Annotated in this window: 21 protein-coding genes; 2 read left to right on the plus strand and 19 right to left on the minus strand. The window is 69.7% G+C overall.

What is annotated here, in order from left to right:
• Window positions 1-32: 32 nt before the first annotated feature.
• From dnaG to dusB, 3 genes are read right to left on the minus strand one after another with little or no spacing between them, the layout of a single operon-like run.
• Window positions 33-1,883, minus strand: a complete 1,851-nt coding sequence (dnaG, locus tag C9992_RS02480; protein WP_106813995.1) for a DNA primase — start codon at window positions 1,881-1,883, stop codon at window positions 33-35.
• Window positions 1,883-3,241, minus strand: coding sequence for a deoxyguanosinetriphosphate triphosphohydrolase (locus C9992_RS02485; RefSeq protein WP_106813996.1), 1,359 nt, complete (start codon window positions 3,239-3,241; stop codon window positions 1,883-1,885). Before C9992_RS02485 ends, dnaG begins: the two co-directional genes overlap by 1 nt.
• On the minus strand, window positions 3,231-4,427 hold the full coding sequence (gene dusB / locus C9992_RS02490) for a tRNA dihydrouridine synthase DusB (protein ID WP_106813997.1): 1,197 nt from the start codon (window positions 4,425-4,427) through the stop codon (window positions 3,231-3,233). Before dusB ends, C9992_RS02485 begins: the two co-directional genes overlap by 11 nt.
• Window positions 4,428-4,502: 75 nt before the next feature.
• On the opposite strand from dusB, the gene C9992_RS02495 reads away from it, so the two are divergent.
• The gene (locus C9992_RS02495) at window positions 4,503-5,006 is read left to right on the plus strand and encodes a glutathione peroxidase (protein WP_106813998.1); all 504 of its coding nucleotides are present in this window, start codon (window positions 4,503-4,505) and stop codon (window positions 5,004-5,006) included.
• Between the two features lie 42 nt (window positions 5,007-5,048).
• Here the strand turns inward: C9992_RS02495 and C9992_RS02500 are convergent, their stop codons facing one another.
• The 5 genes from C9992_RS02500 to recO form a co-directional block, all read right to left on the minus strand.
• Window positions 5,049-5,729 (minus strand): DsbA family oxidoreductase, encoded by a 681-nt coding sequence (locus tag C9992_RS02500; RefSeq protein WP_106813999.1) that lies wholly within the window; start codon window positions 5,727-5,729, stop codon window positions 5,049-5,051.
• Entirely contained in the window at window positions 5,726-6,388 is a 663-nt protein-coding gene (locus tag C9992_RS02505; protein ID WP_106814000.1) for a hypothetical protein, read from the minus strand. Before C9992_RS02505 ends, C9992_RS02500 begins: the two co-directional genes overlap by 4 nt.
• Before the next feature lie 48 nt (window positions 6,389-6,436).
• Complete coding sequence (locus tag C9992_RS02510; RefSeq protein WP_106814001.1) at window positions 6,437-7,831, minus strand: glutamate decarboxylase; 1,395 nt, start codon at window positions 7,829-7,831, stop codon at window positions 6,437-6,439.
• A gap of 151 nt (window positions 7,832-7,982) precedes the next feature.
• A complete protein-coding gene (locus C9992_RS02515) occupies window positions 7,983-8,795 on the minus strand; it encodes an isoprenyl transferase (protein ID WP_106814002.1) in 813 nt (270 codons plus the stop codon).
• Window positions 8,792-9,535, minus strand: a complete 744-nt coding sequence (gene recO / locus C9992_RS02520; protein ID WP_106814003.1) for a DNA repair protein RecO — start codon at window positions 9,533-9,535, stop codon at window positions 8,792-8,794. Before recO ends, C9992_RS02515 begins: the two co-directional genes overlap by 4 nt.
• 409 nt (window positions 9,536-9,944) lie before the next feature.
• On the opposite strand from recO, the gene C9992_RS02525 reads away from it, so the two are divergent.
• Window positions 9,945-10,631 (plus strand): trimeric intracellular cation channel family protein, encoded by a 687-nt coding sequence (locus C9992_RS02525; RefSeq protein ID WP_106814004.1) that lies wholly within the window; start codon window positions 9,945-9,947, stop codon window positions 10,629-10,631.
• A gap of 109 nt (window positions 10,632-10,740) precedes the next feature.
• Here C9992_RS02525 and leuA read toward each other — a convergent pair whose 3' ends face one another.
• From leuA to hemW, 11 genes are all read right to left on the minus strand, one after another.
• The gene (gene leuA, locus C9992_RS02530; protein ID WP_106814005.1) at window positions 10,741-12,501 is read right to left on the minus strand and encodes a 2-isopropylmalate synthase; all 1,761 of its coding nucleotides are present in this window, start codon (window positions 12,499-12,501) and stop codon (window positions 10,741-10,743) included.
• A gap of 179 nt (window positions 12,502-12,680) precedes the next feature.
• Window positions 12,681-13,256, minus strand: a complete 576-nt coding sequence (locus C9992_RS02535) for a dihydrofolate reductase family protein (protein ID WP_106814006.1) — start codon at window positions 13,254-13,256, stop codon at window positions 12,681-12,683.
• 127 nt (window positions 13,257-13,383) lie between these two features.
• Complete coding sequence (gene era / locus C9992_RS02540; RefSeq protein WP_235007930.1) at window positions 13,384-14,358, minus strand: GTPase Era; 975 nt, start codon at window positions 14,356-14,358, stop codon at window positions 13,384-13,386.
• Window positions 14,355-15,707, minus strand: a complete 1,353-nt coding sequence (locus C9992_RS02545; RefSeq protein WP_106814007.1) for a hemolysin family protein — start codon at window positions 15,705-15,707, stop codon at window positions 14,355-14,357. Before C9992_RS02545 ends, era begins: the two co-directional genes overlap by 4 nt.
• Window positions 15,704-16,174 (minus strand): rRNA maturation RNase YbeY, encoded by a 471-nt coding sequence (gene ybeY, locus C9992_RS02550; RefSeq protein ID WP_106814008.1) that lies wholly within the window; start codon window positions 16,172-16,174, stop codon window positions 15,704-15,706. Before ybeY ends, C9992_RS02545 begins: the two co-directional genes overlap by 4 nt.
• Window positions 16,171-17,202 carry a PhoH family protein gene (locus C9992_RS02555; protein WP_235008022.1) on the minus strand — a complete coding sequence of 344 codons (1,032 nt, stop codon included), beginning with the start codon at window positions 17,200-17,202 and terminating at the stop codon, window positions 16,171-16,173. Before C9992_RS02555 ends, ybeY begins: the two co-directional genes overlap by 4 nt.
• Window positions 17,203-17,272: 70 nt before the next feature.
• Window positions 17,273-17,620 carry an HIT domain-containing protein gene (locus tag C9992_RS02560; RefSeq protein ID WP_106814009.1) on the minus strand — a complete coding sequence of 116 codons (348 nt, stop codon included), beginning with the start codon at window positions 17,618-17,620 and terminating at the stop codon, window positions 17,273-17,275.
• Between the two features lie 158 nt (window positions 17,621-17,778).
• Window positions 17,779-18,516: a 16S rRNA (uracil(1498)-N(3))-methyltransferase gene (locus C9992_RS02565; RefSeq protein ID WP_106814010.1), complete on the minus strand. Its 738-nt coding sequence runs from the start codon at window positions 18,514-18,516 to the stop codon at window positions 17,779-17,781.
• Window positions 18,517-18,519: 3 nt separating this feature from the next.
• Window positions 18,520-19,635: a molecular chaperone DnaJ gene (gene dnaJ / locus C9992_RS02570; protein ID WP_106814011.1), complete on the minus strand. Its 1,116-nt coding sequence runs from the start codon at window positions 19,633-19,635 to the stop codon at window positions 18,520-18,522.
• Between the two features lie 51 nt (window positions 19,636-19,686).
• Window positions 19,687-20,730: a heat-inducible transcriptional repressor HrcA gene (hrcA, locus tag C9992_RS02575; protein WP_106814012.1), complete on the minus strand. Its 1,044-nt coding sequence runs from the start codon at window positions 20,728-20,730 to the stop codon at window positions 19,687-19,689.
• A gap of 134 nt (window positions 20,731-20,864) precedes the next feature.
• Window positions 20,865-22,082 carry a radical SAM family heme chaperone HemW gene (gene hemW, locus C9992_RS02580; protein WP_106814013.1) on the minus strand — a complete coding sequence of 406 codons (1,218 nt, stop codon included), beginning with the start codon at window positions 22,080-22,082 and terminating at the stop codon, window positions 20,865-20,867.
• Window positions 22,083-22,088 lie beyond the last annotated feature (6 nt).

A 22,088-nucleotide genomic window follows, 5' to 3' on the forward strand; every position in this document is an offset into this window, starting at 1 on the left:
GGCGCGCCAGGAAGCCAGCCGACCGGGGCTGGTCACGCCTCTGCGGCCAGTGCCTGGCGACTCGCGTCGATCTCGCGCAGGCGCAGCCTGATGCGGCGACCCTCTTCGGAATCGGCCGGCACGCGCTGGATCGCACCCAGAAGCTCGGCCTTCTCTCGGTCCAGGCCACGCAGCACGAGTCGCCGAGCCAGATCCCCTGCGGACACGACCGCGGCGTCGTCACTCAAGGCGGGAAAGTCCCCGGCCAGCAGCTCCGCCGCCAACGCCCGGTACGGCTCACGGACGGCTGCCACGGCATCCGCCGCCCATCCGGGGCGTTGCATGTCGGGCGCTTCGCGGACTGCCGCGCGCACCGCATCGAGCGCAGGATGCCGGAACGGCAGATCCAGCGCACGTGCGACCAGGGCGGCGTCCATGCGGTGCCCGAACTGCAGCACGCCCATGAGCGCGTCGCGCTCGAGCCCCACCTCGGGAGTGCGCGGAAGGGTCGCCAGCGTCACCCGCAGCGAGCCGTCCGCGGGTGGCGGAGCGGTCGGTTCGGGTGCGGCGCCGGCCTCTCGTCTGCCACCGCGGCCGGCACGCTCGACCTCGCGGCGCACGTCCTCGGTGTCCATGCCGAGACGACGGGCCAGAACCCGCACGTACTCAGGCTGCAGGAGAGGATCGCGCAGTTCCGCCACGACCGGGGCTGCGGCGCGCAGCGCCCCCACGCGCCCTTCGACGCTGGCGAGGTCGTAGCCCGAGATGCGCTGGTCGAGCACGAATTCGACCATCGGGGCCTTGGTCTCCAGAAGCGCCCGCACGGCGCCGTCGCCGCGAGCAAGACGCAGGTCGCAGGGGTCGAGCCCCTCCGGGCCCGTCGCGACGTAGGTCTGCGCGTTGAAGCGCTTGGCATCGGCGAACGCCCGGAGCGCCGCCTTCTGGCCGGCCGCGTCAGGATCGAACGTGAAGACCACCTCACCGGCCGTCGAGTCGTCGCCCATGACCCGGCGGAGGACCGTGATGTGGTCGGAGCCGAATGCGGTGCCGCATGTCGCGATCGCCGTGGTGATGCCCGCGAGGTGGCACGCCATGACGTCGGTGTACCCCTCGACGACCACCACCCGGTGCTGGCGGGAGATCTCGCGCTTGGCCAGATCCAGGCCGTACAGCACCTGCGCCTTCTTGTAGAGCGTCGTCTCGGGGGTGTTGAGGTACTTCGGCCCGTTGTCGTCGTCGTACAGCCGGCGCGCGCCGAACCCGATCACCTGGCCGGTGACGTCGCGGATCGGCCACACGACGCGGCCGCGGAAGCGGTCGTACACCCCGCGCTGACCTTGCGAGACAAGACCGGCCGAGCTGAGCTCCTCGTCCGAGAAGCCCTGAGCGCGCAGCGCCGCGTGCATGCCCGACCAGCCCTTCGGCGCATAGCCGACCCCGAAGTGCCCCGCTGCCCCCGCGTCGAACCCCCGCTGACCGAGGAATCGACGGGCGATGTCGGCCTCGGGCGACATCAGCTGTGACCGGAAGAACTCGGCGGCGGCGGCGTTCGCGGCGTACAGTCGCGCGCGTCCGGTGTGCTCCGGAGCGGCGCCGCCGTCTTCGTAGTGCAGGGTGTAGCCGATGCGGCTCGCGAGCCGCTCGACCGCCTCCGTGAACGTGACGTGATCCATCGCCCGCAGGAACGAGTACACGTCACCGGATTCGCCGCACCCGAAGCAGTGGTAGAAGCCCGCCTGCGGTCGCACGTTGAAGCTCGGGCTGCGCTCGTCGTGGAACGGACACAGCCCCTTCAGCGACCCGACGCCCGCGGACTTCAGCGCGACACGTTCTCCGATGATGTCGGCGATGTTGGTGCGGGCCTTGACCTCATCGACGTCGGCCTGGCGGATCCGTCCTGGCATCAACGGCCTCCCGGGGCCCGCATCGCCGCCGTCGTGCCGTCCACCGGCCGCGCTCCCGGAGCCCAGACCCCGACCGATGCCGGATCAACGGCCCCCACGAGCGCGCCGTGCCACGCGATGGCCAGCTGGTCGGTCAGGCTCGCGACCTGGTCGACGACGACACGGCGGCGCGCGGCATCCGTCTGCGCGGCGGCGAAGTCCTGACCGTGCAGCGGGTCCAGCGCTTCTGGCCGCTCCCACAGGGCGGTCGCCAAGCGCTTGAGCACACGACGCTGCTCCTTGTAGAGGTCCTTGCGTCCCTCGATCGAGACGACGGCCGCGCCGATGATGCCCTTCAGCACGGCCATCTCCGCCTCAACCACGCGCGGCACCACGAGGTGACCGCGGTAGCGGGTGAGCACCGAGGCATCGTAGGAATCGCGCGTCGCGGTCGTGGCGGCGCGTGCGAAACGGCCGATGAGGTCGGACGTGAGGTTCTTCAAGCGCGCCAGCGCCGACCGTGTGCCGTCGAAGGAGTCGATCCACTCCGGCATCCGTGTCAGCCGGAACAGCGCGTCCTCCAGCTCGTCACGGGCGTAGTCGAAACCCACCCACGACTGGATCGCCGTGAGCAGCCAGTCGTGCTCGCGCGGGTCCACCAGGCGCGCCGGGTCGAGGTAGCCGTTGACCACCGCGTCTTCGAAGTCGTGCACGGAGTAGGCGATGTCGTCAGAGAGGTCCATCACCTCGGCCTCGATGCACCGCACCCGGCCGGGAGCATCGGCGCGCAGCCAGTGGAAGACCTCCTCGTCCTCGGGGTACACGCCGAACTTCAGGCGCCCGCCCGGGTCGGGAAGCGGGTGGTCCGCCGTCCACGGATACTTGCAGGCGGCATCCAGGCTGGCACGGGTCAGGTTGAGCCCGAAGCTGCGCCCCTCCGCGTCGATCACCTTGGGCTCCAGGCGCGTCAGGATCCGGAGCGTCTGGGCGTTGCCCTCGAATCCCCCGAACCCCTCTGCCCATTCGTTGAGCGCGCGTTCGCCGTTGTGACCGAACGGCGGGTGTCCGAGATCGTGGCTGAGGCATGCCGTGTCCACCACATCCGCGGCCAGGCTCAGGGCGGTGGCAAGCTCACGTCCGACCTGGGCCACTTCGAGCGAGTGCGTCAGCCGGTTGCGCGCGAAGTCGGCCGGGCTGGCGGGACTGAGCACCTGGGTCTTCGCAGCCAGGCGCCGCAGTGCGGCCGAATGCAGCACGCGTGCCCGGTCGCGTGCGAAGTCATCTCGCTGCGACCGGTGCTGCTCGGGGTGGAAACGCGCGGCGTCGGCGTCGTCGTACCCCACCGGGCGGTCCGACGCGCCGGCGAGATCACCCGCCACTGTGATCGAGTTCCGCGTCGGCCAATGCGGTGGATGCCTCGGCGCCCAGCTCACGCGACTGCAGCCAGCCGTCGGGGAGGGCCGGGCGCTTCGGCGTGCCGGCGCGGCCGCGCTGCCCCTCGGCGGCGGCGCCGGGGTACGGCGCATCGAGGTCCATCGTCGCCACCAGAGCGTCGATCTCAGCCAGGCTGGAGACGGTCGCCAGGCTCGCGCGGAGCTCGCCGCCCACGGGGTATCCCTTGAAGTACCAGGCGACGTGCTTGCGGATGTCCCGACAGCCCCGGGCTTCGTCGTCGAAGAACTCGACGAGAAGCTCCGCGTGTCGCCGGAAGGCCGCGGCGACGAAGCCGAGCGTCGCATCGACGGTCTCGGCGTCGGGCGCCACCGCCGCGGGGCCGCCGAGGGTGCGTGCCAGTTCGCCGAACAGCCATGGACGACCGAGGCACCCGCGCCCGACGACTACGCCGTCGCAGCCGGTCTCGGCCATCATGCGCGCCGCGTCATCGGCCGACCAGATGTCGCCGTTGCCGAGGACGGGCACGCTCGTGACGGCATCCTTCAGGGCGGCGATGGCTGACCAGTCGGCGTGGCCGGAGTAGAACTCGGCGGCCGTGCGGGCGTGAAGGGCGACCGCCGCGACGCCCGCGTCTTCGGCGATCCTTCCCGCGTCGAGGTACGTCAGATGATCCGAATCGATGCCCTTGCGCATCTTGACGGTCAGCGGCACCTCCCCCGCGGCGCGCGCGGCACGGGTCACGATCTCGCGGAACAGTCCGAGCTTCCACGGCAGCGCGGCTCCCCCGCCCTTGCGTGTCACCTTGGGCACCGGGCAGCCGAAGTTCAGATCGATGTGATCGGCGCGGTCCTCTTCGACCAGCAGCCGCACCGCCGCCTCAGTGGTCGCGGGGTCCACGCCGTAGAGCTGGATGGAGCGCGGCGTCTCGGACTCGTGATGGGTGATCAGGCGCATGGTGGTGGCGTTCCGTTCGACCAGGGCACGCGTCGTGATCATCTCGCTGACGTAGAGGCCCGCCCCGTACTCGCGGCACAGGCGCCGGAAGGCCGTGTTCGTGATGCCGGCCATAGGAGCCAGGACGACGGGGGCGGCCAGCGTGATGGGACCGATGCGCAGGGGGCGCGCAGCGGTATCCGGCCGCGTGGGCGCCGGGGCGAGGGCAGTCGTCACGACTCCATTCTCGTACAGGAATCCGGCCCTTGGCTGAACGGCCTTCCTGCCTGTGAGGGGCTTAGCCTGGGGGTTATGACCGAGGCCACCACGACCGACCTGCGCGAGATCCCCTTCCAGACGGCTGACGGCGGCACCGCGACCCTCGCCGACTACGGCGATCAGGTGCTGCTCGTCGTCAATGTCGCGTCCCGATGCGGGCTGACGCCGCAGTACGAGCAGCTGGAGCAGCTGCAGCGGGCCTACTCGGACCGGGGCTTCACGGTGCTGGGGTTCCCCTGCAACCAGTTCATGGGCCAGGAGCCGGGCTCCATCGAAGAGATCCTCGAGTACTGCACCACCACATGGGGGGTGACTTTCCCCGTCTTCGACAAGGTGAAGGTGAACGGCCCGGGTGCGGCGCCGGTCTACAAGGCGCTCAAGAAGGCCCGTGATGCCGAGGGCAAGAAGGGTCCGATCGTGTGGAACTTCGAGAAGTTCGTGCTGACGCCCGCCGGCGGCATCCATCGTTTCCGCCCCAACGTCAAGCCGGACGACCCCGCCGTCGTCGAGGTCATCGAGGCGAACCTCCCCCGGTGACGCGCGCGCGGGGATCGCCGACCACGACGATCCCCGCGCGGTTCAGGCCGTTGCGTCCGCAGGCTCGCGGTGTTCGGCCCACACCTGCCGGACGATCTGCGCGAACGCCTCGGCGGGCTGCGCACCTGACACACCGTACTTGCCGTCGATCACGAAGAACGGCACGCCGTTGATGCCGTACGCGCTCGCCTGCGCCTGATCGGCGCGGACCGCCGGCAGATACCGACCGCTCTGGAGCGCCTCGCGCGCGGCGTCGGCGTCGAGACCCGCCTCGGCGGCGAGCTCGACGAGTTCATCCTCACGGCCGAGGTGGCGTCCCTCGGTGAAGTACGCCGACATCAGCCGCTCCGCCATCTCGTGCTGCCGTCCCTGTTCCTTCGCGAAGTGCAGCAGCTCATGCGCCTTGACGGTGTTGGTGTGCTTGAGGAGATCGAAGCGATACTCCAGGCCCGCATCGGCGGCGACGCCGGTGACCCGCTCCAGCATCTGCTGCGCCTGCGCCGGCGAGATGCCCTTGTGGGTGGCCAGGTAGTCCGTCTCGCCGCCCTCGAAGTCCACGGGGGTGTCGGGCGACAGCTCGAACGAATGGAACACGACCTCCACGGCGGGAGCGTCGTCGTCACCGGATGCCTCGGCCAGCCCCTTCTCCAGATTGCGCTTGCCGATGTAGCACCAGGGGCAGGCGATGTCACTCCACACGTCGATCTTGATGGCATCCGTCATGTTGAGGACAACTCGCCGTGGCGTACTTCGTATTCCAGCGACCGACGGGCGAGGACCGCTGCGAGGAAGAAGCAGACCGCCCCGAGGAACGTGCCGAGGTTCACCCACTGAAGGCTGTAGAGATCGCCGGTTGCCGGAACGACGTACGCGCCGACCGCCGAGAAGCCGAAGGCGACTGAGCCGGCCATGTTCAGCCAGGTGCCGTGCGCCGTGCGTGCGTCCGGGTCCCACAGCTCGTGGCGGCGATACGCGGCGACGAGGGCGACGCCGCTGGAGAGCAGGAAGGCGGCCGATCCCCAGGCATCCGGCTTCCATCCGGTCGACGCGGCCGCGGACGAGTGCAGCGCGCCGATCAGCACGGCACCGGTGCTGACGTTGAACAGCAGCGTGCCCACGAACTGGATGGCCGCCGACCACCAGTCGGCGAAGTCCGCACGCGAGGACGAGCGCCGCGGCGGACGGCGACCGCTCAGCGCGAGCTGGATGAAGGCGGCGAGGGTGAAGAAGATCGATCCGGCGAAGAAGGTCGCCGCGTCCCACACCGCGCCCACGGCACCGGCATACGAGGGCACCACGCCGACGGCGAAGAACACGGAGCCGATGGCGAATCCCCACGATTCGCGGCGGAGGCGGGTCGTCCGGGTCCGGGGCGTGCGCACCGGATGATCGTAACGTGCGGGGCGGACCCGGCTGCCGGCGACCCGTGTTCAGTGGTGGAAGGCGCCCGCCTCCTCCTCGGTCATGGGGACGGTGATGGGGTGCCGGTCGAAGTGCGCGATCGCGGCGCGGTAGTCGTCCATGAGGAGGGCGGCTTCGTCACGGCTGAAGCCGGCGCGCACCAGGATGCGCTGGACGGCGAGATCCTGCCGATCCGCCGGCATGGTGTACGCGGGCACCTGCCATCCCCGCGCACGCAGGCGGTCGGCGAGGTCGAAGAGCGTGAAGGGATGGTCCACGCCCTCCTTGAGCTTCCACGACACCGCGGGGATCCCGGCCTGCGGGCTGCCGTCGTTGATGATCTCGAAGTGCCCGAGCTTGGCGATCTCGCTCGCGAGGTACATCGCGGTGTCGTAGCAGGACTGGTGGACCTTGCGGTATCCCTCGCGGCCGAGCCGCAGGAACGTGTAGTACTGCGCCACGATCTGGCCGCCGGGACGGGAGAAGTTCAACGCGAACGTGGGCATGTTCCCGCCCAGGTAGTTCACGTTGAAGACCAGCTCCTCGGGAAGGTCCTCGGCATCCCGCCACACGATCCAGCCGACCCCGAGGGGGGCGAGGCCGAACTTGTGACCGGACGTGTTGATCGACTTGACCCGTGGCAGCCGGAAGTCCCAGACGATGTGCGGTGCGGTGAAGGGCGCGAGGAACCCCCCGCTGGCGCCGTCGACGTGGATCGGGATATCGAGCCCGGTCTCCTCCTGATGCGCGTCCAGCGCGTCACTGACCGCCTGCACCGGCTCGAACCCGCCGGTGAAGGTGACGCCGAGCGTCGGCACCACCCCGATCGTGTTCTCGTCGACGCGCTTGATGACCTCCTCGGGCGTCATGAGAAGCCGGTCGCCCTCCATCGGGATCTCGCGCAGCTCGACATCCCAGTATCGGGCGAACTTGTGCCAGCACACCTGGACGGGACCGGTGATGAGGTTCGGCTTGTCGGTGGGCTTGCCGGCGGCGCGCTGCCGTGCCCGCCACTTCCACAGCAGGGCCATGCCACCGAGCATCGCCGCCTCGCTGGAGCCGGTGGTCGACGTCCCGACCGTGTTCGCGGCATCCGGCGAGTTCCACAGGTCGGCGAGCATGTGCACGCAGCGCTCCTCGATGGCCGCCGTCTGCGGATACTCGTCCTTGTCGACCATGTTCTTGTCGAGGGTCTCGGTCATGAGCAGACGCACCTCGGGCTCGAGCCACGTCTGGCAGAACGTCGCGAGGTTCTGTCGAGAGTTGCCGTCCAGCATGAGCTCGTCCGAGACCACCTGGTAGGCGTGCCGGGCGAGGTGCTCCTTGTCGGGCATCCGGTATTTCGGCATCGAGATCGACAGGTCCGACGCGGAGAAGACCTCGTCGAGAAGGTCGTCACGGATCGAATCGCGCTTGTGCAGCATTGCTTCCTTCTTCCGGAGAGGGTCGGTTCGTGCGCGGCGACACTACACCGGCGAGTCAACTCCCGGTCGCAAGGGGCGACATCGCGCAGAATGCGTGAAATGCCCGGCGCCGTCCGTCGGTACCCGCCCGGGGCAGTCGTCTGGGCGGTCGTCAGGCGCTGGGGGCCTGCGGCACGTCCACCGCGCCGCCGAATCGGCGTTCCCGCCCGAGGTAGACGTCGATGCCGTGCCACAGGTCCTCGCGGGTGAAGTCGGGCCACAGCGTGTCGAGGAAGACGAACTCGGCGTACGCCGACTCCCAGAGGAGGAAGTTGGAGGTGCGCTGCTCCCCACTCGAGCGGAGGAACAGGTCCACATCGGGCATGTCGGGCCGGTACAGCCGCCGCTGGATGAGCTTCTCCGACACCGCCGAGGGCCGGAGGCGGCCGGCCGCGACATCGTCCGCGATCGACCGCATGGCGTCGACGAGCTCGATGCGCCCGCCGTAGTTCACGCACATCGTGAGGGTCAGCACATCGTTGCCGGCGGTGAGCCGCTCGGCGAACTGGAGCTCCTTGATGACGCTCGACCACAGGCGGGGCTTGCGCCCTGCCCACTGGATGCGCACGCCCCATTCGTTCAGCTGGTCGCGACGGCGGTGGAGCACGTCGCGGTTGTAGCCCATGAGGAAGCGGACCTCGTCCGGTGAGCGCGACCAGTTCTCCGTCGAGAATGCGTACACCGACAGATGCCTGACGCCTGCCTGGATGGCGCCGGCCACCACGTCGAGCAGCGCCGCCTCACCGGCCTTGTGTCCTTCGATGCGTGTCAGACCCCGCCGGTTCGCCCAGCGACCGTTGCCGTCCATCACGATGGCCACGTGGTTGGGTACCGCACCTCGCGGGTAGTCCGGCGGGTAGATGCCGGTCCAGTCCAATGGTCGATACGGGACGGCGTCCCGGTGCGTGTAAGGCTTGGGGGTCACCGGGTGCCTTCCTGAAGGGCCGTGGACACGTGCGAGAGCGAACGGATGCCCCGCTCCAGGTGCCACTGCGCGTACGCGGCGATGAGACCCGAGGCGGCTGCGCTGGAACCCGGAGAGGCGGCATCCACGGCATCCCACTCCCCCGCCATGAGCGACTGCAGCAGTGAGACCGTCGAGGCATCCACCCGCGCAGCGCCGACCGGCGCACAGTCGCGGCATACGATGCCGCCCTGCTGGGCGACGAACGTGTCATGCGGGCCCGTCCGCCCGCACCGGGCGCATTCACCCAAACCTGGGGCCCACCCCGATAGCGCCATCGCGCGGAGGAGATACGAATCGAGCACGCTGCGGGCGGCGTGCTCGCCGCGTGAGAGCGCGCGCAGCCCACCGACCAGCAGTAGGTACTGCTGCGGCGTCGCCTCGGCCTCGTTGAGCCGGTCCGCTGCCTCGACCATGGCGTGAGCGGACGTGTAGCGGTCGTAGTGGGCCGCGATGTCGGCCCCGTAGGATCCCAGCGACTCCGCCTGCTGCACGATGTCGAGCGATCGGCCCTGGTAGAGCTGCACGTCGGCGACCATGAACGGCTCCAGCCGTGCCCCGAAGCGCGACGAGGTGCGCCGCACGCCCTTCGCGACGGCGCGCAGCTTGCCGTGGCGGCGGCTGAGCATCGTCACGATCCTGTCGGCCTCACCCAACTTGTGGGTGCGCAGGACCACGACTTCGTCGCGGTAGGTGGGCACCCGTCAATTATCCCTGCGTGCCTCGCGGATCGGGCGAGGCGGGCGCGTTGCGTGGCGACAGGCTCCGCTGCCTCGTTCGGGTGTCACGACACGCCGTATCGCCCCGCCGGTTGCCGCGTGTCGTGACACCTGAACCGCCGGCCCGCTCGACCTTGCGATGGAGCGACATCATGCAGACGGTGCAGCGCTCGTGAGATGTCGCGGAGAAAGCGCCGATGATTCGCGATGAAGTGCACGGACGCACGTTGAGTCTGCGCATCCCCTGAGCGCTCGGTACCGCGTGGGCCGGCGCCGTTCGGGTGTCACGACACGCCGTATCGCCCCGCCGGTTGCCGCGTGTCGTGACACCTGAACCGCCCCTGGTGATGCAGCGCGGGCGCCTTGCGCCGATCGCGACGACAATGGAGGGGTGAACGAGCCGGTCTTCGTGATCCCCCTGTGGGCGGACCTCACCGCTGTCGGCCTCGGCGGCATTCAGGGGGCCCTGTTCGCCTCGGGCTTCCGGGGCCAGCGCCGGCTCGACCTGCTGGGCGTCGCCATCATCGGCATCGTGGTCGGAATGGGGGGCGGTCTCATCCGCGACCTGCTCCTGAACGTCACGCCGACCACGCTGCAGAGCAACTGGTACCTGTTGACGGCGACCGGGGCCGCACTGCTCGGGATGCTGCTGGCCGGGCTCTTCCAACGGCTCAACGCCGTCATCGTCGGCCTCGACGCGCTGGTGATCGGTCTGTTCGGCGCCTTCGGCACGAGCAAGGCGCTGGTGCTCGGGCTCCCGCTCGTTCCCGCCGTCTTCGTCGGCGTCTGCGCCGCGGTCGGCGGCGGCATCCTGCGCGACATGATCATGGGTCTGCCCGTCGCGATCATGCACGTCGGCTCGCTCTACGCCGTCGCGGCGGGGGCAGGATGCCTCGTCCTGGCCGTCGCCCATGAGCTCGGGCTCGACGTGGTCATCGCCTCGGCCATCGGCATCGTGGTGACCGCTGTCATCCGGCTGCTCGCGGTGATGTTCGACATCTCTCTGCCCGAGCAGCGGGCTCTGTATCGCCGCAAGGTCGCGGTCGAGACGTCGACGATCCCGATCGTCAAGCCCTGAGGCATCGGCGTTTCGTCTCGCTCGTTCCCCGCGCGCCCAGCGACCGAAGGCGCACACACCGACGGGTGCACACGGGGGTCGCCCGTGCACACCCGTCGACGGTTCGCGCTCAGACGGCCGCGAGGGCCCCTGAGCGCTCCCGCGTGCGGATCGCGCGGTTCACCCCCGACACGATCGCCTTGAGCGATGCGGTCGAGATGTCGGAGTCGATGCCCACGCCCCAGAGGCGCTCACCATCGACCTGCAGTTCGACGTAGGCGGCGGCCTGTGCATCGCCGCCGGCGCTGAGAGCATGCTCGACGTAGTCGTACAGCGTCACGTCGAACCCCTGCGCGCGGATGATCTCGAGGAAGGCCGCCACCGGGCCGTTGCCTCGGCCGGATGCCTGGAACCGGTCGTCCCCGTCGCGCAGGGTGATGTCCAGCGCGACGTCGCCCGACAGGTCGCTGCGGGTGCTCATGGCGAGCAGCTCGAACCGGCCCCAGCGCTCGTCGGCGACCTCGGAGGGCAGGTACTCGTCCGTGAAGATGCGCCAGATCTGCTCGCTGGTGACCTCGCCGCCCTCGGCGTCGGTCTTGGCCTGCACCACGCCCGAGAAGTCGATCTGCAGCTTTCGCGGCAGATCCAGCGAGTGATCGGTCTTCAGCAGGTAGGCCACTCCCCCCTTGCCGGACTGCGAGTTGACGCGGATGACGGCCTCGTACGAGCGCCCCAGATCCTTCGGGTCGATCGGCAGGTAGGGCACCGCCCACTCGATCTCGTCGACACCGACGCCCCGCTGCGCAGCGCGGGCTTCCATCGCCTCGAAGCCCTTCTTGATGGCGTCCTGGTGGGAGCCGCTGAAGGCGGTGAACACCAGGTCGCCCGCCCAGGGGCTGCGCTCGTGCACCGGCAGCTGGTTGCAGTACTCGACCGTGCGCTTGACCTGGTCGATGTCGCTGAAGTCGATCTGGGGGTCGATGCCCTGCGTCAGGAGGTTGATACCCAGCGCGACCAGATCGACGTTGCCGGTCCGCTCGCCATTCCCGAAGAGGCATCCTTCGATGCGGTCCGCGCCGGCCATGTAGCCGAGCTCGGCCGCGGCGATCGCGGTCCCCCGGTCGTTGTGCGGATGCAGCGACAGGATCACGTTCTCACGATGGTTGAGGTGACGGCTCATCCACTCGATCGAGTCGGCGTAGACGTTCGGGGTCGCCATCTCGACGGTGGCGGGCAGGTTGATGATGACCTTGCGCTCGGGTGTCGGCTCGAAGACGTCGAGCACCTGGTTGCAGACGTCGACGGCGAACTCCAGCTCGGTCCCCGTGTAGCTCTCGGGCGAGTACTCGTAGAAGACCTTCGTCTCGGGGATGCGCTCCTCGAACCGGCGGCACAGGCGCGCACCCTCGAGGGCGATGTCGATGATGCCCTGACGATCGGTGCGGAACACGACCTCGCGCTGCAGCACGCTCGTCGAGTTGTACAGGTGGACGATCGCCTGCCTGGCCCCGGCGATGGACTCGTAGGTGCGCTCGATGAGGTGCTCGCGCGCCTGCGTGAGCACCTGGATCGTCACGTCGTCGGGGATCAGGTCCTCTTCGATGAGCTGGCGGACGAAGTCGAAGTCGGTCTGGCTCGCCGAAGGGAAGCCGACCTCGATCTCCTTGTAGCCCATCTGCACGAGCAGGTCGAACATGATGCGCTTGCGCTCGGGGCTCATCGGGTCGATGAGGGCCTGGTTCCCGTCGCGCAGGTCGACCGCGCACCAGCGCGGCGCGGTCGTGATGCGCTGGTCCGGCCAGGTGCGGTCGGGCAGATGCACGCGGATCTGCTCGTGGAAGGGCCGATACTTGTGGATCGGCATCCCGGACGGCTTCTGAGTGTTGTTCATGATGGCTGCTTCCTCGTCGGGTGGTGCGGGCCAACACGAATCGCCGCGACGAGAAAGGCCCTCAGTACGAAGCCTCGTCGCGGCGGCTAAGAAGAAGGAGCCCGCCGAAGCGCATGCACTCAGCGTACACCCCGTGGCAAGCGCGGGTCGAAGCAGGTGACGGCGGATGTCGGAACGGGTCAGCGCACGACGTCGAGTACGAGCTTCTGCACGCCGTTCGCGTACACCTCGTGCTCGACGACGTCGACGCGCTGCGCGGCCATGTCGGCGTCGGTGAAGAGCGGCTTTCCGGCCCCGAGCAGCACCGGAAAGACCAGGAGGTGATAGCGGTCGATGAGTCCCGCCTCCTGCAGGGCCCGGTTGAGCGACGCGCTGCCGTGGACGAGGAGCGGGCCGCCCTCGGTGTCCTCCTTCAGGCGGGCGACGTCGTCCAGTGAACGCAGGATCGTGTTCTCGCCCCAGTCGTCGACCAGATCGTCGTCGGTCAGGGTGGTCGAGACGACCCATTTCGGCAGGTCCTTGTAGATCGTGAACTCGGCCATGCCCGGCCACACCGGCGCGAACAGCTCGTAGCTGCGCCGGCCGAGCAACAGACCGCCTGCTTCCTCCTGCTCGCGGCCCTTGAGCTCGTACACCTCCGGCAGGAAATCGACCGTCTTGAACGTCCACTTGGTGTCGCGGAGCTCGGGATCACCGCCCGTGGGGTCGAGCTTGCCGTCGAGCGAGACGAAAGACGTCGAGATCAGGGTGCGCATGGTTCTCCTCATCGTCGAGAGCGTGCAGTGGTGGATGCCGAGGCGTCGGTCCGGGCTCGGCATCGAAGCGCCTGGACACGCGTGGATTCTACGCGCGACCCGCCGCGCGCGGTGACCGCCAGCCGCGTCAGAAGCCGAGACGACCGAGCTGCTTGGGGTCCCGCTGCCACTCCTTGGCCACCCGCACGTGCAGACCGAGATACACCCGCGTGCCCAGCAGCGGCTCGATCCCCGCCCTCGCTCGTGCGCCGACGTCCCGCAGCCGTGAACCCTTGTGCCCGATGATGATCGCCTTCTGGCTGTCGCGCTCGACGACGATGTCGGCGTACACGTCGGTGAGGTCGGAGTCCTCGCGCGGGGCGATGTCCTGCACCACGACCGCGATGGAGTGCGGCAGCTCATCGCGCACGCCGTCCAGCGCCGCCTCGCGGATGATCTCCGCGATCCGGTCCTCTGTGGACTCGTCGGTGACCACGCCCTCGGGGTACAGCGCGGGACCTTCCGGCATCAGAGCGAGCAGCTCGTCGCTCAGCACATCGAGCTGGTCGCGGGTGAGCGCCGACAGCGGGATCACCGCCGCCCAGTCCTCGCGGAGCTGATCGACCTCGATGAGGCGCTCTGTGATCTGCTCGCGCGGGGCGGCGTCGGTCTTGGTCACGATGGCGACCTTCTTGGCGCGGGGGTAGCCGCTCAGCGACTCCGCGATGCGGCGATCACCCGGGCCCACCTTCTCGGTCGCCGGCACGCAGAAGCCGATGACGTCCACGTCTCCCAGCACCTGCTCGACGAGGTCGTTCAAGCGCTGCCCGAGCAGCGTGCGCGGCTTGTGCAGTCCCGGCGTGTCGACGATGACGAGCTGACCGCCGGGCCGGTTCAGGATGCCGCGGATCGCGCGCCGCGTGGTCTGCGGCTTGTCGCTGGTGATGGCGACCTTCTCGCCCACCAGCGCGTTCGTGAGCGTCGACTTGCCGACGTTGGGTCGCCCCACGAAGGTGACGAAGCCGGAACGTCCGGCACCCCCGGGGACCGGCGCGGGCGCATCGGCGGAGTCGGATTCCCGTCGGGCAGGATCCGGAGCAGCGGATGTGTCGCGGTCGCTCATGAGGTCTCCTCCTTCTTCGGGATCCGGGTCTCGCCGGTACGCGGTCCGAGGACGCGGATCTCGCCCGTGCGTGGAGATCGGCCGGGATCCGGAGCCTGGGCGCTGCGCTCGACGAACACGGTCGAGATCCCGCGTCCGCGCCCGCGCGAGGCCCCGCCCGTGAGCAGCAGGCCGGCGTATTCCGCGGTGGCGCCCGGTTGCGGAACGCGTCCCAGCGCCTTGCCGAGCAGTCCGCCGATCGAATCCACGTCGTCGTCCTCGAGCTCCATGCCGAACAGGTCGCCCACTTCGTCCAGACCCAGCCGCGCACTCACCCGGTAGTGGCCCGGCTCGAGCTCGGTCACCTCGGCCGCCCGGGGGTCGTACTCGTCGGAGATGTCGCCGACCAGTTCCTCGATCAGGTCTTCGAGTGTCACCAGGCCCGAGACGCCGCCGTACTCGTCCACGACGAGGCACACGTGGACCGCGTCGCGCTTCATCTGCTGCAGGAGCGTCTCGGCCTTCATCGACTCCGGCACGAAGACCGCCGGACGGGCGATGCGGCTGATCGGGGCATCCCGCCACCCCGTCTCGTCGCGGAAGCCGAACTGCACGAGGTCCTTGAGGTACAGCACGCCGACGACGTCATCGGCGTCGTCGTCGACGATCGGCACCCGCGACACCCCCTTCTCGAGGAACACCTTCATGGCGTCGCGCGTCGAGGTCGAGGCATCCACCGTCACCATGTCGGTCCGCGGCACCATGACGGCGCGGACGAAGGTGTCGGTGAAGTCGAACACCGAATGGATGAGCTCCCGGTCGTCCTGTTCGATGAGCTCGTTCTCGGCGGCCTCGTCGATGATGCTGAGGAGCTGCTCCTCGGAGGCGAACGAGGAGCCGCGTGACGCGCCGGGCGTGATGCGGGTGCCCAGGGCGACCAGTCCGTGTGCGAGCGGTCCGAGGATCACCCTCACGCCCCGGATGACCGGCGCGGCACCGCGCAGCAGCCCCTTCGCGTGGAGCCGGCCGACGGTGCGGGGGCTCGCGCCCACCACGACGTAGGAGACCCCGGTCATGAGGACCGCGGCGGCGAGCATCGCCCACCAGATGTTGTCGAAGAGGTCCACGAACGCGACCGTCACGAGCACCGCGGCGGTCGTCTCGGCCAGCACCCGGATGAAGAGCACGGCGTTGCTGTGGGCTTCGGGATCGGCTGCGATGCGTCGGAGGGACCCTGCGTTGCGGCCCTCGGCCGCCAGCTCGGCCAGGTCGGCGCGGGATGTCACGCCGAGAGCGGCGTCGATGGCGACCATGAGGGCGCCGAAGGCGAGCAGCAGCGCCGCGACGACGAGGAGGGCGGCGGCGGTCATGCGCGCGGTCGTCGCCGCTCGGCCGCGTGGAACGACGCGATGAGCTCCCGCTGCAGGCCGAACATCTCCCGCTCCTCTTCGGGCTCGGCGTGGTCGAATCCGAGCAGGTGCAGCAGCCCGTGAGTGGTGAGAAGGATCAGCTCGTCCAGCGTGGAGTGCTTGGCCGCGACCGCCTGCGTCTCGGCCACCTGCGGGCACAGCACGATGTCGCCCAGGAGGCCCGCAGGGGTGGGGGCGTCCTCCGTGCCCGGGCGCAGCTCGTCCATGGGGAAGCTCAGCACGTCGGTGGGACCGGGCTCGTCCATCCACTGCACGTGCAGCGCCTCCATCGCTCCTTCGTCGACGAGGAGGATCGCCACGTCGGCGTCGGGGCTGACGTGCAGCTCCGAGAGGTTGTGCTCCATCAGCCGCAGCAGCACCGTCTCGTCGACGGCCACACCGGACTCGTTGCCGATCTCGATGGTCATGCGCGTCCTCGCTTGGGAAGGTGATCACGCGGCCCGCCCGGGCGGACGGTGGCCGCGCGCCGCTCGGCGCGGTTGGCGAACTCGGATGCCTCGTCCCGCTCTCGGCGGGCGGCCAGACGGCGCTCGTCGTATTCGCTGTAGGCGTCGACGATCCGTCCCACCAGCGTGTGTCGGACGACGTCGTCGCTGGTCAGATAGGCGAAATGGATGTCGTCGATGTCGCCCAGCACACGGGTCACGAGCCGGAGGCCGGAGGCTCCCTGCGGCAGGTCGATCTGCGTGATGTCGCCGGTGACGACCATGCGTGTGCCGAAGCCCAGTCGCGTCAGGAACATCTTCATCTGCTCGGGCGTGGTGTTCTGCGCCTCATCGAGCACCACGAAGGAGTCGTTCAGCGTTCGGCCGCGCATGTAGGCGAGCGGCGCGACCTCGATGGTGCCCGTCGCCATCAGCTTGGGCACGAGCTCCGGATCCATCATCTCGTTGAGGGCGTCGTACAGCGGCCGCAGATAGGGATCGATCTTGTCGGTCAGAGTGCCCGGCAGGAAGCCGAGCCGCTCCCCCGCCTCCACGGCCGGCCGCGTCAGGATGATGCGGCTGACCTCCTTGCGCTGCAGCGCCTGGACGGCCTTGGCCATCGCGAGATACGTCTTGCCCGTGCCCGCGGGGCCGATGCCGAAGACGATCGTGTTCTCTTCGATCGCATCCACGTACGCCTTCTGACCCAGTGTCTTGGGCCGGATCACCTTGCCGCGGGACGACAGGATGGCCTCGCCGAGCACCTCGGACGGGCGAGGACCGCCTTCGCTGCGCAGAATGCGGTTCGAGGAGGCGACGTCCTCCTCGCCCAGCGCATGTCCCGCCTTCGTCATCGCGAGGAGCTCGTCGACGAGCGACTTGGCGGCGGCGACGGCCGCGGCATCCCCGGTCAGGGTGATCTCGTTGCCGCGGACGTGGACGTCGACCTCGGGATGCTCCCTCTCGACGACCCGCAGCAGCCGGTCCTGCGGACCCAGCAGCTGCACCATTGCGACCCCGTCGGCCCAGATGCGCTCGACCGTCGTGCCGCGGTCGCTCGGGATGTCGTCAGCAGGTTGGTCAGGCACCTACGCTCTTCTCTTCCAGGCCTCCCGCGAGCACATGGGCGTGCACGTGGAAGACGGTCTGACCCGCATGGGGTCCGGTGTTGAACACGAGGCGGAAGTCTCCGTCGGAGTGCTCGGTGGCCAGCGTGTTCGCCAGCCCCACGAGCTCCGCCATGAGCTCCGGATCGCCGGCCGCCAGTTCGACGACGTTCCGATACTCCTCGGTCTTGGGGATCACCAGCAGGTGCACGGGCGCCTGCGGTGCGATGTCGCGGATGGCGAAGGCGTTCTCGGTCTCCGCGATGATCTCGGACGGGATCTCCCCGTTGCGGATGCGCGTGAAGATCGAAGGCTCGCTCATGCGCCAAGTCTACCGACGGGGTCCTCCGACGGGCCGGCTCCGAGGGCGCCGCGGGCCGAAACCGACGGTGCCCGTGCCGATCGAGGTGCTCACCGGCGCCCGAGGCGCGTGCTCACCAGCGTCCGAGGCGCGTGCTCACCAGCGTCCGAGGCGCGTGCTCACCAGCGTCCGAGGGCGGTGCTCACCACCGCGAGAGCGGCGGGGCCGGCAGTCGAGGTGCGCAGCACGGTGTCGCCGAGGCGCACCGCCCGCGCTCCGGCCGCGGCCAGCGCCTCGAGCTCCTCGGGCGCGATGCCGCCTTCCGGGCCGACGACGAGCAGCACGTCCCGCGCGTCCTCAGGGGAAAGCTGGACGGCGCTCAGCCGCTGCCTGGCGGTGGGCTCGAGGGTCAGGGCGACGGATGCCGCTGCGCGGCGTGCGAGCGTGGCCGTGCTGACCGGCTCTGCGACCTCGGGAACCCACGCCCGGTGCGCCTGCTTCGCGGCCTCGCGGACGATGGCGCTCCACCGGGCACGTCCCTTGACCGCCTTGGCGGCGTCCCAGCGCGAGACGCTCCGCGCCGCCTGCCAGGGCACGATCTCGTCGACTCCCAGCTCGGTGGCGGCCTGCACGGCCAGCTCATCCCGGTCGCCCTTCGCGAGGGCCTGCACCAGCACGATCCGCGGACGTGGCGCAGCGGCATCCGTCCGGTGGGCGATCCGCACGACGACCTCGCGGGGCGCGACGGACTCGACGGTCCCAGCCAGCCACGCGCCGCGCCCGTCGCCCACCGTGACCTCCTCCCCGGTGCGTACCCGTCGCACCGCGGCGGCGTGGTGCGCCTCGGCCCCGGTGAGCACGACGACCTCCCCCGGCCCGGCTGCAACCGGATCATCCAGGAGGAAGTGCAGCGCCACCGATCAGCCGTTCCGGAAGCGGTCGCGCAGCTTCGCGAAGAGCCCCTGGTGGAACTCCGCGAGGCGCGGGGCGGGTGCCTTGGTGCGCTTGGCGAACTCCTCGATGAGGGCCCGTTCCTTGTGGTCCAGTCGTGTCGGGGTGACCACGTGCACGCCCACTCGGAGGTCGCCGCGCTGCGTGCCGCGCAACGGCGTGATGCCACGGCCCTTGATGGTCAGCACATCGCCGGCCTGCACGCCTGGCCTGACCTCGAGGTCGACGGGGCCGTCGAGGGACTGGATGGTCGTGGTGGTGCCCAGGATCGCGTCGGGCATCGAGACCTCCAGCGTGGCCAGCAGGTCGTCGCCGTCGCGGCTGAACACCTCGTGCGGTGCGACGGTGACCTCGATGTACAGGTCGCCGTTGGGGCCGCCGGCGGGGCCGACCTCACCGGAGCCGGGCAGCTGCAGCCGAAGCCCCGTCTCGACGCCCGCCGGGATGTCGAGCGAGACCGTACGCCGTGCGCGCACACGACCCTGCCCCTGGCAGGTCGCGCACGGGTACGGGATGGTCGTGCCGTAGCCCTGGCACACGTTGCACGGCTGGCTCGTCACGACGTTGCCCAGGAGGCTGCGCACCTGGCGCTGGACGTTTCCGGTGCCATGGCAGATGTCGCACGTGACCGGGCTCGTGCCCGGCTGGCAGCACGACCCCTGACAGGTCTCGCAGAGCACGGCGGTGTCGACCTCGATGTCGCGGTGCGTGCCGAACACCACGTCGCCGAGTTCGAGCGTGACCCGCACGAGGGCGTCCTGGCCGCGCTCCCGCCGGGACCGCGGCCGCCCGCCGCGCCCGCCGCCTGCGGCACCGAAAAAGGTCTCGAAGATGTCGTTGAAGCCGCTGAAGCCGGCACCGGCGCCGCCGAACGGCGAGTCACCGCCGCCCATGTCGTAGCGTGCGCGCTGCTCCGGGTCGCTGAGGACGTCGTAGGCGTGCGTGACGAGCTTGAACCGCTCGGATGCCTCTTCACCGGGGTTCACGTCCGGGTGCAGCTGTCGGGCGAGCTTCCGGTAGGCCTTCTTGATTTCGTCGGGAGAGGCGTCGCGTGAGACGCCGAGGACCTCGTAGTGGTCAGCCACTTTCGCCTTCCTGCCGCGGCACCGCCGCGGGATCGTGGGTGCGCGCCGATGTCAGCGGGAGTTCTCGTCCTGCTCGAGCATGCGCGTGAGGTAGCGCGCGACGGCACGGACCGCCGCGAGGTTGGTGGGGTAATCCATGCGGGTCGGGCCGAGCACGCCCACCCGCGCGAGTGAGCCGGTGCCGTCGTAGTCGCTGGCGACGACCGACGCCTCGGCGAGGCCGAACGGCTCGTTCTCGCGTCCGATGCTCGCCGACAGCCCCTGCTCGTCCGCCACCATCTCGCCCATGAGGCGCAGCAGCGTGACCTGCTCCTCGATCGCCTCCAGCAGCGGATAGATGCTGCCGCGGAAGTCGGCTTCGCTGCGGGCGAGATTGGCACTGCCGGCCATGACCAGCTTGTCCTGCCGGAACTCCTCGAGCTCTTCGGCCACGGCGCTCACGATCTCATCCGTCGCGCGCTCGTGAGCCGGGGCCGTCGGAGCCACCGGGGCTTGCAGGCGGTCGGCGATGCGATGGAGTCCGTCGCGCACGGGTCGACCCACCAGGAGCGTGCCCAGCTCCGCCCGGATGCGGGCGAGGTCGGCCTCGTCGAAGTCGTCGCCCACGAAGATGAGGCGCTGTGAGACCCGTCCGGTGTCGGTCACCACGATGACGAGCATGCGCCCGCCTCCCAGTTGCACGAGCTCGACGTGGGTGACGTTCGCGCGCGCGAACGAGGGGTATTGGACGATGGCCACCTGGCCGGTCAACTGCGTGAGCGCGCGCACGGTGCGGACCAGGACATCGTCGAGGTCGCCCGGGCCTTCCAGGAACGAGGCGATGGCCGACCGCTGTGCCTGCGTGAGGGGACGCAGCTCCGCGAGGTGATCGACGAAGACGCGATACCCCTTGTCGGTCGGCACGCGACCGGACGACGTGTGCGGCGCGGCGATCAGCTCTTCGTCCTCGAGCAGCGCCATGTCGTTGCGGATGGTCGCCGCCGACACGCCGAAGGCGTGCCGCTCGACGATCGCCTTGCTGCCGACCGGCTCGCGCGTGTCGACGTAGTCCTGGACGATCGCCCGCAGCACCTGGAGTCCTCGCTCGCTGACCATCCCGCCTCCTCACGCCCGGACCTGGCACTCGCATGACTGGAGTGCCAATTCTATCCGATGCCCCTGCGAGGATCGCCGAGCGACGCCGCTCTTGCCGTGCATGCGCCCGGATGTCGGGCGCACGCCGGATCAGATCACGCGGTGAGCGTGCGGACGACGGCGTCCGCCAGGAGCCGGCCACGACGGGTGAGCACGACCCGTCCGCGCACCGCCGCGACACCGTCGACGAGTCCGTCGGCGACCAGACCCGCGACGCCCCGTCGCCCCGCTTCCTGCAGCTCCGACAGCGGCAGCCCCTCGCGGATGCGCGAGCCGAGCAGCACCCGTTCCAGGGCACGCGCCTGGGCATCGGGGATCTCCCGCCCTGCTGCCGGGGACTGCCCCAGGGACAGTCGCTGCGCGTACGCGGCCGGATGCTTGACGTTCCAGAAGCGCACGCCGCCGATGTGGCTGTGCGCGCCCGGGCCGAAACCCCACCAGTCGGTGCCCGTCCAGTAGGCGAGGTTGTGACGGGAACGATGCGTCTGGCCGCGCGCCCAGTTCGACACCTCGTACCAGTCGAACCCGGCGGCCGCCAGCAGCTCGTCGGCAAGCTCGTACATGTCGGCCTGGAGATCGTCGTCCGGTGCCGGCACCTCACCGCGCCTGATCTGGCGGGCGAGCTTGGTGCCCTCCTCGATGATGAGCGCGTACGCGGAGATGTGGTCGGGGGCCAGAGCGATCGCCGTCTCGAGCGACGCACGCCAGTCCGCGAGCGACTCCCCCGGTGCCCCGTAGATGAGGTCGACGCTGACGTCGAGCCCGGCATCCCGAGCCGCATGCACGGCGGTGCGCACGTTCTCGGGGTCGTGGGTGCGATCGAGGGCCGCCAGCACGTGGGGCACGACCGACTGCATGCCGATTGACATGCGGGTCACGCCGGATGCCGCGAGCTCGGCCGCGACCGGGGCTGAGACGGTGTCGGGGTTGGCCTCGACGGTGATCTCCGCGTCATCCGCGATGCCGAACGTCCGACGGATCCCGTCCAGCATCCGCGCAAGATCGCCGGGTGGCAGGAGCGTCGGTGTGCCGCCGCCGAAGAAGACCGTGGCCGCGGGGCGGTTGCCGCCCGCCCGCTGCAGGACCTCCGCCGCAAGTCGCACCTCGTGCAGCAGCGTGTCGGCGTACTGGTCCTGACGGGCTCCGCGCAGCTCCGACGAGGTGTAGGTGTTGAAGTCGCAGTACCCGCACCTCACACGGCAGAACGGGACGTGCAGGTACACGCCGAAATCCCGTGACGCGTCGACGTGCGTGCCGGCGGGCAGCGAGCCGTCCGCGGGAACGGGCTCGCCGAGCGGAAGAGCCGATCCCATCAGACC

It is taken from the genome of Microbacterium timonense, assembly GCF_900292075.1.
Lineage (GTDB): Bacteria > Actinomycetota > Actinomycetes > Actinomycetales > Microbacteriaceae > Microbacterium > Microbacterium timonense.